This is a genomic window from Bacteroides sp. HPS0048 (genome assembly GCF_964240755.1).
Lineage (GTDB): Bacteria > Bacteroidota > Bacteroidia > Bacteroidales > Bacteroidaceae > Bacteroides > Bacteroides nordii.
Window position 1 is genome coordinate 157,459 of the sequence record NZ_CAXSVC010000009.1, and the last position, 16,375, is coordinate 173,833.

Sequence of the window (16,375 nt, forward strand, 5' to 3'; positions counted from 1 at the left end):
TGCAATGCGCTGTTATCTCTCTATTTTACTCTTTCTGTTATTGCTTGCCCCTGCAAAGGCACAGCCCAAATATGAAGTTCGTGCAGCCTGGGTGACGGCTGTATATGGACTGGACTGGCCACGCACCAAAGCAACCACCCCTACTGCTATCCGACGCCAGCAAGAAGAACTGACTGATATACTCGATAAACTGAAAGCTGCCAATTTCAACACCATTCTCTTCCAGACACGCACGCGAGGAGATGTACTTTACCACTCTTCCATCGAGCCTTATAACTCTATTCTGACCGGAAAAGTGGATGGCGATCCGGGATACGACCCACTTGCTTTTGCCGTACGCGAATGCCACAAACGTGGTATGGAATGTCATGCTTGGATGGTGGCTATTCCTTTGGGGAACAAAAAGCACGTGGCCAGCCTGGGAAATAAATCCGTTACTAAACAAAGAAAGGAGCTCTGCATCCCCTATAAGAATGAATATTTTCTCAATCCGGGGCACCCGTCTACCAAAGAATACCTAATGAAACTGGTACGCGAAGTCGTAACCCGCTATGATATAGACGGTGTACACTTTGATTATTTGCGCTATCCGGAGAATGCCCCACGCTTTCCGGACAACTACGATTTTCGCCGCTATGGAAAAGGCAGAACGCTGGACCAATGGCGCCGTGATAATATCACAGATATTGTGCGCTATATATATAAAGGTGTAAAAGAGATTAAACCGTGGGTTAAGGTAAGTACCTGTCCGGTAGGAAAGTACAAAGACACATCACGCTACTCTTCCAGGGGCTGGAATGCCTTCCATGCTGTCTATCAGGACCCACAAGGCTGGTTGGGCGAAGGTATACAAGACCAGATTTACCCAATGATGTATTTCCGCCAAAATAATTTCTATCCCTTTGCTCTCGACTGGCAGGAACAATCTAACGGACGGCAGATCATACCGGGATTAGGTATTTACTTTCTGCACCCGAGCGAAGGAAACTGGGTACGGGAGGACGTAGACCGGCAAATAAACTTCATTCGTGCACATAAGCTGGCAGGAGAAGGACATTATCGTGCCAAATTCTTAATGGACAACACGCAAGGAGTCTACGACGAACTGGCAGAAAACTTTTATGCCTATCCGGCACTGCAACCGGCCATGCCCTGGCTGGACAATGTCCCCCCCACTGCCCCGGAGGAACTGCGCATTACAGAAACAGCAGACGGATACACCCTGTTGACCTGGAAAGCTGCCAAAGACAATGACCCTGTGAATGCCCCCCGCTATGTCATTTATGCTTCGGAAACATATCCTGTAGATACTACAAAACCAGAAAATATCATCGCCCAAAGTGTGAGGGGTACAGAATATGTATATACTTCCCTCCTGCCATGGGACAGAAAAAAATGCTTTGCAGTAACAGCTATAGACAGATATGGAAATGAAGGGAAAGCCGTACAAGGAAGATAATCAAGGCGTCATCTCACACATTATCCAGGCCCGGTACACACTTTTATTAGTAACCGGAGTCAGTCCTATGTAACCATCAACCACTTTTCCGTCTTTTATCTGTAAAGGGAAAGCAGCCTTCATCTCTTCGTGTATCTGCAAAGCTTCACCGGAGACCGGATGATAAGTAATGGAAAAGCGTCCGGTGGTCCCGGAAGCAATATACTTTTTATGAATGAGGTGAGCTACCACCCCCATATTCATTCGCAAATTGACCTCTACACAAGGATGAATTCTATATTCTACCTCCGTTGAAGGAAACCGGCAGATCATCATATCTACCCCAAGATACCCCGAATAACCAAGACCGAAACAAGCTGATAACTCTTCTTCCAACCGATACCTTAACTTGCGGAAAGCTTCCTTACAGACATAAACAGAAAGCCTGTGTTCAATCTCTTCATCCGATAGCAGTAAATTGCCTTCGTATGCTCCACTTCCATTAGTGGAGAATACAGAATAACCGGCAAAGACCACCTTTCCTCTCCCGTCCGAACAGAATTCCATAGCAAAGTCTGCCACCTTATTGTATATAGGTTCTGCCACTACTCCACCCTGTAAAGCTGCCACACGTTTACACCAGCCGGCGATAAAAGGAGTAAATACACCTTTACACCAGTTCAACCCCTTTCCACTACCTGAAAGCGGAGCTTTCAGCAAACAAGACGAATGTCGTTCTACAAACTGCTGCCACTCCTCCAGAGCAGTCAAGTAAAAAGATTCTCCGCAGAAAAGCTCATCCAACTGTAAATGAGATAATAACTCCACCGCACGACTTCTGTGTGAAAGGACACGCAATTTTTCCAACTGAGATAATGATAGTAATTCCGACTCCGGTACTCCCAAAAGCTGCAACCTTTTTCTCAAAGCCGGGTTCCACCCCCAAGGCATCGGTTTCAAGTTCTCTTCCAAAGCTACTTCCGGCTCCGTCATCAATTCTACAGGTAACGACAAATGCTGCTGCATCTCGCGAAGAAAGTCAAGATTATAAGCCGAAGGCGCCAGTACCGCACTTTCGGGAGAAGCATACCATACCGGCAATAATGCCAGATCTGCCGCCATCTGCCGGGCAGAGGCAGGAGGCATATAATTCACATTCCCACTTGCCAATGCCAAATCATGGTCCGGATTAAAAATATAAAGAGAACGTTTTATCATTTTGCTTTCATTATTCACATATTAATTACACATATCCATCTTTTCCTACTCCTGACTAACAAGCATTCCCTGTCTAAAGAACAAACCAGCGAATAAGGCAGTTCACATTTCGCAAATATACACAAGAAATAGCACTTTCCAGTAGTAAAACCAGTACTTCCTCCAAATTCCAATGCACTTTTGGTCAAGCTGAATCGCAATATCAACCGAAGAGAATCGCAATATCATACTGAGAAAAGCCTCTTTTCATCCGAAGAAAACTTTATTATCTTCCTATAAAAACCTTTTTGCCTCCTAACCGCCCTTTTTTTCACCTGCATCCATTTATTAGCAAAATTTCCATCGATCTACCCGGCAGACAAAAAGAAAGAAGAAACAATATTTATTCTCACAAACAGCCCAAAATAAGCAAACTTTTACTATATTTGCAACCCAACACACAAAGGGAGTAGCAAAAGTACAAATCTCTAATTGAAATAACTGAGTTTTTTCGTTTCAATCGTCCCGGTGATCACCAAAAGCCCCTCCCTTAACAACAGGAATATCACTTTGACAAAACGGCAAAATCCAGTTCCGATCACCATCACCTGGTGAACTTCTCCCCGCATGGGAAGCGCACCTCCTTGTAGATGAAGTACAAACTTACTTAAATAAAAGTACAATTTTGCTATCTCTACTTTGCAATTACCAGAAAAAGAACTATATTTGCCACCCGTAAAACCTAAGAAAAGAAATGGAATCATTCTACCGCACACATGCTTACCTTGTTGAGCACACCAATGCTCCTGTCCGTCGTGACTTGATGGACGAAATAGACTGGAGCGACCGCTTGATTGGTATCAAAGGGACCCGTGGCGTAGGAAAAACCACTTTCCTCCTCCAATACGCTAAAGAGAAATTCGGAACAGACCGTTCATGTCTTTTTATCAACATGAACAACTTCTATTTCTCCGGCCATAGCCTTGTCGATTTCGTCAATGAGTTTCAACGCCGGGGCGGAAAGGTATTACTGATAGACCAGGTGTTTAAACATCCGGACTGGAGTAAAGAACTGCGAATGTGTTACGATCGTTTCCCCAATGTGAAGATTGTTTTCACAGGTTCATCGGTGATGCGACTGAAAGAAGAGAACCTCGAACTTCGCGACATTGTGAAAAGTTATAACCTGCGAGGATTCTCCTTCCGCGAATACCTGAATCTTCAGACCGGAATGAAGTTCCGTGCCTACTCGCTTGAAGAACTGCTCAGTAACCACGAACAGATAGCTAAAGGAATACTTTCAAAAGTTCGTCCGCTGGACTTTTTTCAGGATTATCTGCACCATGGTTTCTATCCGTTCTTCCTTGAAAAGCGTAATTTCTCGGAAAACCTACTCAAAACCATGAATATGATGGTGGAGGTAGATATTCTTCTTATCAAACAAATTGAACTGAAATATCTCTCAAAGATAAAAAAATTACTATATTTGTTGGCTGTAGACGGTCCCAAGGCCCCCAACGTGAGCCAATTGGCTACCGATATACAGACATCACGTGCTACGGTAATGAACTACATCAAGTATCTGGCAGATGCCCGTCTTATTAATCTGGTATATCCAAAGGGAGAAGAATTCCCCAAGAAACCGTCAAAGATTATGATGCATAATTCCAATCTGATGTATTCCATTTATCCGGTGAAAGTAGAAGAACAAGACGTGCTCGACACTTTCTTTGTAAATTCATTATGGAAAGACCATAAGGTATATAAGGGAGACAAGAATGCCTCGTTCCTGGTGGATGAAGTGATGCCGTTCAGGATATGTTGCGAAGGGGTGAAGATAAAGAATAATCCCGGTGTGACGTATGCTTTGCAAAAAGCAGAAATAGGCAGAAATAACCAGATACCTCTCTGGATGTTCGGATTCTTATATTGAAATGATTTATTTACTTAAATATTAATTTTTAGTTATGACTAAACAGAAGAAATTCATCACTTGTGATGGTAACCAGGCTGCTGCACATATCTCGTATATGTTTTCTGAAGTAGCTGCCATCTACCCCATCACTCCCTCTTCTACAATGGCTGAATATGTAGACGAATGGGCTGCCGCAGGACGTAAGAACATCTTCGGCGAAACAGTATTGGTACAGGAAATGCAATCTGAAGGCGGTGCTGCCGGTGCAGTTCACGGTTCTCTTCAGGCAGGTGCGTTGACTACTACATACACTGCTTCTCAAGGTCTTTTGTTGATGATCCCTAACATGTACAAGATTGCCGGAGAATTCCTGCCTTGCGTATTCCACGTATCGGCTCGTACACTGGCTTCTCACGCTTTGTGTATCTTCGGTGACCACCAGGACGTTATGTCTGCCCGTCAGACTGGCTTTGCTATGTTGGCCGAAGGTTCTGTACAGGAAGTTATGGACTTGGCTGGTGTAGCTCACCTGGCTACTATCAAGGCTCGCGTTCCTTTTATGAACTTCTTCGATGGTTTCCGTACTTCACACGAAATCCAGAAGATCGAAATGTTGGAAAATGAGGATCTCGCTCCGCTGGTTGACCAAGAAGCTTTGGCTGAATTCCGTGCCCGCGCACTGAACCCGATGACTCCGGTTGCTCGTGGTATGGCTGAAAACCCGGATCACTTCTTCCAACATCGTGAATCATGCAACAACTACTATGAAGCAGTTCCTGCTATCGTAGAAGAGTACATGAACGAAATTTCTAAGATCACAGGTCGCAAATACGGTTTGTTCGATTACTACGGAGCAGAAGATGCAGAACGCGTAATCATCGCAATGGGTTCTGTAACAGAAGCTGCCCGCGAAGCTATCGACTATCTGGTAGCTAACGGCGAGAAAGTAGGTATGGTTGCAGTTCACCTGTACCGTCCGTTCTCTGCAAAACACTTCCTGGCTGCTGTACCTAAGACTGCGAAGTCTATCGCAGTTCTTGACCGTACAAAAGAACCGGGTGCTAACGGCGAGCCTCTGTATCTGGATGTAAAAGACTGCTTCTACGGAACAGAAAATGCTCCGGTTATCGTAGGCGGCCGCTACGGTTTGGGTTCTAAGGACACTACTCCTGCCCAGATCATCTCTGTATTCGAAAATCTGGCTATGCCAATGCCGAAGAACCACTTTACTATCGGTATCGTAGACGACGTAACATTTACTTCACTTCCTCAGAAAGAAGAAATTGCTTTGGGTGGCGAAGGCATGTTCGAAGCTAAATTCTACGGACTGGGTGCTGACGGTACAGTAGGTGCTAATAAAAACTCTGTTAAGATTATCGGTGACAACACTGATAAACACTGCCAGGCCTACTTCTCTTACGACTCTAAGAAGTCAGGAGGTTTCACTTGCTCTCACCTGCGTTTCGGTGATACTCCAATCCGTTCTACTTACCTGGTAAACACTCCGAACTTTGTGGCTTGCCACGTTCAGGCTTACCTGCATATGTATGATGTGACACGCGGTTTGCGCAAAAACGGTTCTTTCTTGCTGAATACAATCTGGGAAGGTGAAGAACTGGCTAAGAACCTGCCTAACAGAGTGAAGAAATACTTTGCACAGAATAACATCTCTGTATATTATATCAACGCTACTCAGATTGCACAGGAAATTGGCTTGGGCAACCGTACCAATACAATCCTTCAGTCTGCATTCTTCCGTATCACAAACGTTATCCCTGTAGAACAGGCGGTAGAACAGATGAAGAAATTCATCGTGAAGTCTTATGGTAAGAAGGGTGAAGATATCGTTAACAAGAACTATGCAGCCGTTGACCGTGGTGGTGAATACAAACAACTGACAGTTGATCCTTCATGGGCCAACCTGGCAGATGATGCTAAAGCTACTAACAACGATCCTGCATTCATCAATGAAGTAGTTCGTCCTATCAACGCACAAGACGGTGACTTGCTGCCGGTATCTGCATTCAAGGGTATTGAAGACGGAACCTGGTATCAGGGAACTTCTAAATACGAAAAACGTGGTGTAGCTGCATTTGTACCGGAGTGGAACGCAGAAAACTGTATCCAGTGTAACAAGTGTGCTTACGTTTGTCCTCACGCTTCTATCCGTCCGTTCGTACTTGATGCTGAAGAGCAGAAGGGTGCAAACTTCGAAATGCTGAAAACTGTAGGTAAAGCATTCGAAGGTACAACTTTCCGTATTCAGGTAGACGTTCTCGACTGTCTGGGTTGTGGTAACTGTGCTGACATCTGTCCGGGTAATCCGAAGAAGGGTGGCAAGGCATTGACCATGAAACACCTCGAAAGCCAATTGGCTCAGGCTGATAACTGGACTTATTGTATTGACAACGTGAAGAGCAAACAACACCTGGTTGACATCAAAGCTAACGTTAAGAACTCTCAGTTCGCAACTCCGCTGTTTGAGTTCTCCGGCGCTTGCTCAGGTTGTGGTGAAACTCCGTACGTAAAACTGATCACTCAGTTGTTCGGTGACCGTGAAATGGTTGCTAACGCTACCGGATGTTCTTCTATCTACTCAGGTTCAGTACCTTCAACTCCTTATACTACAAACGAAAAGGGTCATGGTCCGGCATGGGCTAACTCTCTGTTCGAGGACTTCTGTGAATTTGGTCTGGGTATGGAACTTGCTAACGAAAAGATGCGTGACCGTATCGTGAAACTATTCAATCAAATTCTTGCAGGTGAAAATGCTCCGGCTGAAGCAAAAGAAGTATTGAAAGCATGGATCGAAAACATGTACGATGCAGACAAGACTAAGGAACTTGCTCCACAAATCGAAGCAATCATCGAACAAGGTATTGCTGCTGGTTGCCCGGTTTGCAAAGAACTGAAAGGTCTGACTCATTTCCTCGTTAAACGTAGCCAGTGGATCATCGGTGGTGACGGTGCTTCTTATGATATCGGTTACGGCGGTCTTGACCACGTTATCGCTTCCGGTAAAGACGTTAACATCCTGGTACTCGATACTGAAGTTTACTCAAATACAGGTGGACAGTCTTCTAAGGCTACTCCAGTAGGTGCTATCGCTAAGTTTGCTGCTTCCGGTAAACGTGTTCGCAAAAAAGACCTTGGTCTGATGGCTACTACTTACGGTTATGTTTATGTTGCACAGATCGCTATGGGTGCTGACCAAGCTCAGACTCTGAAAGCTATCCGCGAAGCTGAAGCATATCCAGGACCTTCACTCATCATCGCTTACGCTCCATGTATCAACCACGGTTTGAAAGCTGGTATGGGTAAGAGCCAGGAAGAAGAAGAAAAAGCAGTTAAGTGCGGTTACTGGCACCTGTGGCGTTACAACCCGGCTTTGGAAGCTGAAGGTAAGAATCCGTTCTCACTGGATAGCAAAGAACCGAACTGGGATGAGTTCAAGGGCTTCTTGAAAGGTGAAGTTCGTTATGCATCTGTAATGAAGCAATATCCTGCAGAAGCAGAAGAACTGTTCCAGGCAGCTGAAGACAATGCTAAATGGCGTTACAACAACTACAAGCGTCTGGCTAACCAGGCTTGGGGTGTTGCCGAATAAGTAATTCAACTTATCAGATAAAAGAAAGGCGGGAATCCGAAAGGGCTCCCGCCTTTTTGTCTGTTTACTGTTCTTTTGGAATCCAACTATCCACCAATTCCCGGTGTTCATCTATCCATTTACGGGCAGCCTCCTTTTCTGTTTTCTCTGTTTCTTCCATAGCCAGCATCAAAGAACTGATCTGCTCATCTGTCAGACGAATATTCCTGAAAAGTTGAGTAGCAAACGGATCTTTCTCCGGAAAACCTTTCCAGGTAATAATATGAATCTTCTCCGCACTACCATAAATATTCTTGGAATCTTGCAATATCTTTAATTTGAAACGATCAAACATCCAATGCGGTGTCCAACCAGTGACCACTATCCATTCATTTCTGTCAATTGCTTTCTTCAATGAAGCAGTCATAGCAGGACCACTTGAGGTCATCAGCTTATAATCCAGATTATAGTCTTCAATAACGTCTTCCGTAGCCTGCATAATACCTGCCCCTGCATCGATACCAACAATCTTCGAACCAAAACGTTGCTTCTGAGAATTCAATTCATCAATAGAATTAATCGTTACATACTCCGGTACAACCAGTCCGATACGGGCTTCATCATATATATCACCTATTATTTCCAGTTTATCACCATATTGCTCTATGTAATCACTCATTGTTACCGGTAGCCAAACATCCATAAAAACATCTGCTTTCTTTCTGGCAAGTGAAGTAAATATAGGAGCAAGATCGGCATTTAGTAATTTCACATCATATCCCTGCTCCTGAAGAATGGCTTTTGCCAGATGCGTCATTGCAATACCTTCCGCCCAATTGGCGTAAGCAATACTTATCTTTTTATCAGAATCTCCTCCTCCGCATGAGCTGAAAAAGAATATAGCAAGTAAGATTGCTACTATAATTTTTATCTTAGTATTCATATCTCTATTATTTCTTTTTGTTTTGCGCTATCCCCTGAGTAATACGGTCCAGAACGATCGCAAGTATAACTACGGCTATACCTCCTTCAAATCCCAAGCCTATTTCCATCTGAGTAATCCCTTTCAAGACAATCTCTCCCAGTCCACCGGCAGAAATCATCGCAGCAATAACAACCATTGAAAGAGACATCATAATAGTCTGGTTTACTCCGGTCAATATGGTAGGTAGCGCTAATGGTAATTGCACTTTATAAAGTAATTGCCAGGGAGTAGCCCCAAACGAGCGTGTAGCTTCCACTACATTTTTAGGAACCTGACGTATCCCCAATCCTGTGAGACGAACCACCGGAGGCATCGCAAAAATGATAGTTGCAAAGGCGCCCGGCACTGTCCCTAACCCAAAGAATAATACTGCCGGAATCAGATAAACAAAAGCCGGCATCGTCTGCATAAAATCGAGAACAGGCCGCATTATCTTATTACATCGATCACTATTGGCGGTCCAAATACCCAACGGTACTCCCAACAACAGAGCAAGACAGGTGGAAGAAAGTACCAATGCAAGTGTCTGCATTGTTTCTTCCCAGAATCCCATACCGTAAATCAACAATAATCCCAACAATGTAAATACAGCCACTCCTTTACCTGCCTTAAACCAGGCAAGTACAGCAAGCGCCACAATAGTAATATAAAACGGTATCCCGAATAATACATGCTGAAAACTGTCAATGAATCCTCCAATGCCCATGCTTAGTGCATCAAAGAAAGAAGCAAAATGTTCTGTAAGCCAGTTTATGGCCATCTCTATATATTTTCCGATATTTATCATAAGTCTATTGCATTTTGAATGATTTCATTAATTTCTTTTTTATCTTTTCCGGTCACCTCAATGATAAGAGATGACAGTGGAACCACCCCCTCGAACTCCCTGTCCTCATTTACCACCCAAATAGGTGAATTGGTTTTTGTCATTAACGGCAGGATATCTTCAAGAACCGTATCTCCCAATACAGAATGTACTTCATGACGTACCACAGAATCAATCGACCTCACCTGTTCCTTTCTCAGCCTCAATAAATCGTTCAATCGGACCTCTCCTACCAATACGTTACCCGTATCCACTACCGGAAGCACCGTCAGGTTACGTTCGCGCATCTTTCTGATCAATACCTCCGGACCCTCTTTTTTCAAACGCGCTACCAATGGTTTATCAATCATCACCGAAGCCGCTGTAATAATCTTACTACGGTCTACATTTTCCACGAAACGTTCTACATAAGCATTGGCAGGTTCTGTCAGTATCTCTTCCGAAGTGCCGATCTGTACTATTTCTCCATCTTTCATAATAGCAATACGGTCTCCAAGTTTAATAGCTTCACTCAGGTCATGGGTAATAAATACAATTGTCTTCTTCATTTTAGCTTGTAAAGCCAATAGTTCATCCTGCATCTGTACGCGAATCAAAGGATCAAGGGCAGAGAAAGCTTCATCCATCAGTAGTACTTCCGGGTTATTAGCCAATGCACGTGCCAGTCCTACACGTTGCTGCATACCACCGGATAATTCACCAACCATTTGATTTTCATATCCTTTTAGTCCTACCAGTTGCATACTCTCCATCGCTTTTCGTTCTCTTTCTTCTTTTTTTACCCCCTGCAGTTCAAGTCCGAAAGCAATATTATGCAGTACTGTACGATGGGGCAACAAACCAAAATTCTGGAAAACCATAGCCAGTTCCTTTCGTCGTATCTGCAACAATTCTTTATCAGATACCTTAGCAATATCCGTTCCATTGATTACCACTTCGCCCGAAGTTGGTTTTATCAGTCGGTTGATACAACGCAGCAGAGTAGATTTACCACTCCCTGACAATCCCATAATAACAAATATTTCTCCTTCGTCAATCGAGAGGTTTGCATCTTTCACAGCAACCGTACATCCGGTTGCTTTCAATATTTCGCTTTTGCTTCTCCCCTCTTTCAATAAGCGAAGTGCCTTCTGCTTGTCATTTCCAAAAATAAGGTATAAATCTTTGATGTTTATTTTGTTCATATATAATAATATTTAGATAATTAATAATAGCCATAGAAATCCTTCTTTATATCTCATAAAGTTCCGATTAAACAACAGGCTTTCGCCTCCCGATATAGAGATTAATAAATACACATTTTGAGCAGCAAAATATACTGGTGAGAGTTCTGTATGAATGATAGTTTAAACGAAATATCACGTAATGTGTGTTGAACTCACGCTACAAACAGAACAATGCCTCTTTGGCTTTTGTTCAGACACATTTACTTATCAAAGAAGAAAAGTTATACAAAAGAATAATATTTTTTTGTAACATAACCATCAAATAAGCACCAATAGCCCCTGAATATATCCAAACAGGCATCATTCTCCAAAATAGCGTTTTATACTTTACATATAAATGCCTAACTTCGTGTCACATTTTAATTATAAAAACAAACATTATTATGAAAAAACTATTACTTGGAATGTTTACTGTACTTGCTCTGAATGTGCAAGGACAGAGTTTAACCGATACACCGGTAGTGATGAAAGAAAGAAGTGAAATCGCACATTTCTTTGTCAGCAAACCATTTCTGTATACCATCACAGAAAGTAACAAAGATTACATTGTTGACATCTATAATGATGAATTACAGAAATCCAGAAAATTCACTGTAAAGAATGCGGTTTTTAATCGTGAAGATAACATGGCTTATGGCATTGTCGATTTAGACATGGATAATTTAACCGGATATGATGCCTATAGTGGTTCTTTATTGAGCCAGTATCTATTCAATGACGATGACAAAATAGAATATGTATTTTGTACTTTCAAAAAGCAGACGACAGGTGAGCGATATGAATACATACTTCAAAAAGCAGAAGTTATCAATGAAGACGGAGAAATATTAGGCACTCTCCCTGTAGAAGCTGTCGAGTTCTATGCAGGATATGATATGTTAGAGATATCGGTTGAATTAACCCAAATTGGCGACAACTATTACATAGTGAATGACGAAGAACTCAATGGGCCTGTTGATCCCGGAGAACCAGCTTACAATACCTCCTATTGGAAACTCAACAAAAGCAAAGGAGGATCGGGTGTAAGTTTCACCAAAACCGCCAGCTTTAAAAGTTATCCTAATCCGGTACGCCAAAACGAAACATTTACTATCGAAGTAGGAGAAGAAAATGTAGCTTCCGGCAATTTCATTGAATTATGTGATCAGAGCGGCCGCATGGTTTATCGCCAAGCTATCACAAACAGTGAAGTTAAAGTACCGACACGCCGTATGAAAGGGATGTATATCTATAATATAATATCTGGAGGTAAGGCTATCAATACAGGTAAAGTGATAGTACAATAAATATAGACCTATCATCCTACTTTGAGAAGAAGAAATACATAGGAAAAAAATTGTAACTAAAAGAAAAATCTACCTATTTTAATAATGAGACTTCTTTTAGTTACAATTTTCCTCTTTCCACTATATTACATTCACTTCTTTAGTTTAGAATATTAGAGTTGTGAAAAACATCAAGAGTATCTTAATCTTATTCGTTGTAGAGAATCCCCTCTATCAAAATAGCATTTATCCAATGCTCACGCCCTTTTATTTAGAAGTACGCCAGACTGAGAATAAAAAAAACGGACAACGGTGGAGTGATGGCACCGCACAGCATGGAGAAATATCGGGAGGCTTTGCACCTGTATGCTACGACAACCGAGAGTGTGAAATCACTGGCAAGACGATTCGGGTTCAACGACTGTTCATTTGGACAGTTCATCAGAAGACAGTTCCCCGAACTGCACGAACAGCACCAGAAGCTGGTACGACAGATGAAAAAGACTGATTAAAGTTATATATCACAAGAAACCCAACGATTACCCAAATGTTACGTAGCTAATATTTACATCTACCAACGAACACCAACTAAAAGATAACAAGACCTCACATTTTTTCTTTTCGCTGCACAAGAATCACTTTTTTATCGTACATTTACTATACTCAAAAGGTCATTTACGGTAGCATACAAATAAAATCCGTTGCCGTTGCTATATTGTTACTTACGGTTGTATCTATAAGCATAAATAACTCATTTACAGCATACTATAATTTTACATTGGTTAGTAATCCACTATAACTACACGCTCTGCTTCCGTAGTTGTGGGCTCTCCTGAGAGGATTAGGGCATTGCCCTAATGACCCACTCAGGGTGTTACCTTAAGAACCCGGCAAGGACTTTCAGCCTTATGCAACCCGAGCAAAGAGTGACCCTCTCTTTGCAAACTCCGCTTAGGAAACTGTCCTAAGAACTTTATCAATACGTTTCACTCAAAATTAAGAACAGGAAAATGGCACAGACATCAGACCATATCAAGCCTTGCAACATAGGCAGTAGCAAGGCACACAACAGACGCACCCAAGAATATCTCAAACGCATCAACAAGGATCGGCTCTATATCAGAAGCGACCTTACACCGCAAAACTCGTCATGGGAGTCCTCGCTGATGGAGGGAAAGGACTTGACCGCTTATTATAATGAAATCGCCCGGATGGTAAAAGAGAAAACGGGACGTGCCATGCAGACAAAGGAGCGGACAGTCATCAACAAAAAGACCGGCAAGACAAAAATCGTCAATGGCAGTTCTCCGCTTCGTGAGAGCGTGGTGGTGTGCAAACAAGACACGACCATAGACCAGCTTAAGAAATATTGCGACCGCTGCCATGTGCGATGGGGAATCACAGCCCTGCAAATCTTCATCCATCAGGATGAAGGTCATTACAGCATACCGGGCGACAACTCCACACGGAAACCGAACTGCCATGCCCATATCGTATGGGACTGGATGAACCATGAAACAGGCAAATCCTGCAAGCTCGGTAAAGTGGACATGAGCCTGATGCAGGACATGGTAGCGGAATGCCTTGAAATGGAGTGTGGCACTAGAAAAGAGAAAACAGGCAAGGAACATCTGGAACGCACGGACTTTATCATCGCCAAGCAGAAGCAGGAAATGGAAGAAGCCGCCAACAAAAAGAAACACCTTGAACACGAGAACCAAATCCGTGAAAAAATCGGTGCGGAACTGGATGAAGAAATTGCCCGTAAGCAGAACAAGGTAAACCGGGAGAATGGCAATACCATTCTTTCCAACGCGGCAAAATTACTCGGCAAGGGTAAATATGCTGATATGGAAAAAAAACACTGCCTTGAAAGAACGTTTGGTAGGTATGACATACAAGATGAAAGCGATGGAACAGGAACATCGCTCACAGTTGGAACAAACATCCGAAAGGCAGGCAAACCTTGAATCCATCATCAAAAGACAGCAATCTGAAATTACCCATCTGCATAAGATGATTGAAGAGAAGAACAAACAGATTGCAAAACTTGACAGGCTGGCTTATCCGCAGCGTTATCGCCTTTCTTCGAGAGCAGAACTTATCCGAATCTTCGTGCTGAACTATCGCAATCCATCCCTGCATATCTGGACGAAAGTTGGGGATGCCCTTTTTGATGACACGAAATATGACATTCCATACGATACCGCTCAAAGGCATTTTCGTGAAGAACTGACGGACGAGGAATTTGTCAATGCCGTTTTTGAACCACAGGAACAAGTTAACGAAGCACAAGTCCAACTACTCGGTGCGGCTTTCATGCTGGCAAGTGGCGGTCCAGCACAGGCTCATGTCGGTACAGGTGGCGGTGGCTCACAATCAGATATGCCGTGGGGTGAGAAGAAAAAGAGTAGTGGAATAAAACGATAAAATTAAACGTTTGTACTCATTTTTGATATATAATCCAACTTGCACAATTCAAACAGCCTTCATGACAAATCAAGTCTTTTGCATTTATCATTTCAGCGTATCCTTGATAGATTGGCATAAGCGACGTTATTTGCTCAAAGGCTTGTTTGTCTTCCGGATAACCGAATGAAGGAATGAGTAACACTTTGTCTGTTTGAAGCCAATTGATGTATGCCCAATTATGTTTATGTTGACGTTGGGTGTTATACTCCAGCTTGAAAACCTCATTGAAGTGTTGTCGCAGAATCTCAATAACTTTAGAGGTGAAATTTTTGTCAAATCGGTCGTAATTGGTTATCAAAACGCGGTCATTGCCTATATACCTGACTAAGCCATCTGAATGACCATAAAGTTCAGACTCATCCCAAGGGAGAATAACCAATTCGGCCATAAAATGTTCTTCTATGGCTTTGGCCAGTTCTTTCCATGATATCCTGTTTTCTTTGAATACCTTTTCTATCATAATGATTTTATTATCGCAGCGAATCACATTACCGCCATCTACTATTAAAGGCTTTGTAGGTTGTTTTACTTCAAACCCTAAATCATTGCAAACTTGGTTTCCATCTGTCCGTGTTGCAAGCAGTTCTTTCGTTTCATGCAAATAATCAGGATCATAATCAAAGCCACAAAATGTATCTGCTGCAATTTGAATAGGCATATAGTCCCTGCACCAAACATCGTTCGTATTGACGAGTAATCGATATTCAACACTGTGTTTTTCGAGTGCAGAGACCAGCGATGCATATGTCTTGGGAGAAACTCTTTGCAGCAAAGAAGAGAAATAAACCCTATTACACTGGAAGTCTGTTATCATAATTGTGGCTTTGGATTGTAATTTTTTGTTGTACTTTCCAGTATAACGTGATATTTTCCTGTTTTATCTTTAGTCTCGACTATTCTCTTGGTAGGCTTATCCCAATTTACGTCATCAAAAACAAATCGCTGGTACAAGCTGTCTTTTATGCCTATGCGTTTTGTGACATTACCAATTTTTCTGTCTTTATTGAATGTGTCAGGAATAGCAATTATATCAGGCATCCCAGAACAATGATTGAATATCTCGTACATTGATAGCTTCGGACCACCGACGACTCCAATCTGTTCCCATTGCTTCTGTTCGTCCTGTTTGTATATTTCTATACCGCGAATAAGAATGCCTCCAAATCGCATCAATTCATTGTCATCTTGAATTGTTTCAAAAGCAATATCTACACCGCTGGCATGAAAGAACCATTCCTCGCATTTGCAATCACGGCAGTATGTGCTTATGTCTATGTCCTGTTCATTAGCATCATATAGATAGAACTCTATTTCGGCAAAACGATAAATAACATCACAGTTATCTCTCGAATCATGCTTAAGAATGCAATAGTGGTTCATTAGTTCTGTTGCAATCTCATTGAAATGTTCCCTTTGTATATCTTTAAGAAAACTCAAATTCATGGTGTCTATCAATTAAAGGTTA

Annotated in this window: 13 protein-coding genes; 7 read left to right on the forward strand and 6 right to left on the reverse strand. The window is 42.4% G+C overall.

Annotation, left to right across the window (positions count from 1 at the left end; genetic code table 11):
• The first annotated feature begins 4 nt into the window (after positions 1-4).
• Positions 5-1,459 carry a glycoside hydrolase family 10 protein gene (locus tag ACESQI_RS09760; protein WP_373125944.1) on the forward strand — a complete coding sequence of 485 codons (1,455 nt, stop codon included), beginning with the start codon at positions 5-7 and terminating at the stop codon, positions 1,457-1,459.
• On the opposite strand, the gene ACESQI_RS09765 is transcribed toward ACESQI_RS09760, so the two are convergent.
• The gene (locus ACESQI_RS09765) at positions 1,460-2,656 is read right to left on the reverse strand and encodes a hypothetical protein (protein WP_195660595.1); all 1,197 of its coding nucleotides are present in this window, start codon (positions 2,654-2,656) and stop codon (positions 1,460-1,462) included.
• A 733-nt stretch (positions 2,657-3,389) separates the two neighbouring features.
• On the opposite strand from ACESQI_RS09765, the gene ACESQI_RS09770 reads away from it, so the two are divergent.
• Entirely contained in the window at positions 3,390-4,568 is a 1,179-nt protein-coding gene (locus tag ACESQI_RS09770) for an ATP-binding protein (RefSeq protein WP_002561052.1), read from the forward strand.
• Positions 4,569-4,602: 34 nt separating this feature from the next.
• Entirely contained in the window at positions 4,603-8,157 is a 3,555-nt protein-coding gene (gene nifJ, locus ACESQI_RS09775; RefSeq protein ID WP_002561051.1) for a pyruvate:ferredoxin (flavodoxin) oxidoreductase, read from the forward strand.
• Between the two features lie 64 nt (positions 8,158-8,221).
• Here the strand turns inward: nifJ and ACESQI_RS09780 are convergent, their stop codons facing one another.
• The 3 genes from ACESQI_RS09780 to ACESQI_RS09790 are packed head-to-tail and all read right to left on the reverse strand — an operon-like array spanning position 8,222 to position 11,131.
• Positions 8,222-9,079: a glycine betaine ABC transporter substrate-binding protein gene (locus ACESQI_RS09780; protein ID WP_002561050.1), complete on the reverse strand. Its 858-nt coding sequence runs from the start codon at positions 9,077-9,079 to the stop codon at positions 8,222-8,224.
• A gap of 7 nt (positions 9,080-9,086) precedes the next feature.
• Positions 9,087-9,908, reverse strand: a complete 822-nt coding sequence (locus tag ACESQI_RS09785; protein ID WP_373125947.1) for an ABC transporter permease — start codon at positions 9,906-9,908, stop codon at positions 9,087-9,089.
• The gene (locus ACESQI_RS09790; RefSeq protein WP_002561048.1) at positions 9,905-11,131 is read right to left on the reverse strand and encodes a glycine betaine/L-proline ABC transporter ATP-binding protein; all 1,227 of its coding nucleotides are present in this window, start codon (positions 11,129-11,131) and stop codon (positions 9,905-9,907) included. The genes ACESQI_RS09785 and ACESQI_RS09790 overlap by 4 nt, the downstream gene beginning before the upstream one ends.
• Before the next feature lie 425 nt (positions 11,132-11,556).
• Here ACESQI_RS09790 and ACESQI_RS09795 point away from each other — a divergent pair, with 425 nt between their 5' ends.
• The 4 genes from ACESQI_RS09795 (at position 11,557) to ACESQI_RS09810 (ending at position 14,868) form a co-directional block, all read left to right on the forward strand.
• Positions 11,557-12,459 (forward strand): T9SS type A sorting domain-containing protein, encoded by a 903-nt coding sequence (locus ACESQI_RS09795; RefSeq protein ID WP_195660592.1) that lies wholly within the window; start codon positions 11,557-11,559, stop codon positions 12,457-12,459.
• 299 nt (positions 12,460-12,758) lie between these two features.
• Positions 12,759-12,950: a hypothetical protein gene (locus tag ACESQI_RS09800; protein ID WP_231373122.1), complete on the forward strand. Its 192-nt coding sequence runs from the start codon at positions 12,759-12,761 to the stop codon at positions 12,948-12,950.
• A 498-nt stretch (positions 12,951-13,448) separates the two neighbouring features.
• Positions 13,449-14,408 carry a hypothetical protein gene (locus ACESQI_RS09805; protein ID WP_002561044.1) on the forward strand — a complete coding sequence of 320 codons (960 nt, stop codon included), beginning with the start codon at positions 13,449-13,451 and terminating at the stop codon, positions 14,406-14,408.
• Positions 14,329-14,868 carry a hypothetical protein gene (locus tag ACESQI_RS09810; protein WP_229127640.1) on the forward strand — a complete coding sequence of 180 codons (540 nt, stop codon included), beginning with the start codon at positions 14,329-14,331 and terminating at the stop codon, positions 14,866-14,868. Before ACESQI_RS09805 ends, ACESQI_RS09810 begins: the two co-directional genes overlap by 80 nt.
• 16 nt (positions 14,869-14,884) lie before the next feature.
• On the opposite strand, the gene ACESQI_RS09815 is transcribed toward ACESQI_RS09810, so the two are convergent.
• Positions 14,885-15,724, reverse strand: a complete 840-nt coding sequence (locus tag ACESQI_RS09815) for an agmatine deiminase family protein (protein ID WP_195660590.1) — start codon at positions 15,722-15,724, stop codon at positions 14,885-14,887.
• Complete coding sequence (locus ACESQI_RS09820) at positions 15,721-16,353, reverse strand: hypothetical protein (protein ID WP_007486196.1); 633 nt, start codon at positions 16,351-16,353, stop codon at positions 15,721-15,723. Before ACESQI_RS09820 ends, ACESQI_RS09815 begins: the two co-directional genes overlap by 4 nt.
• Positions 16,354-16,375 lie beyond the last annotated feature (22 nt).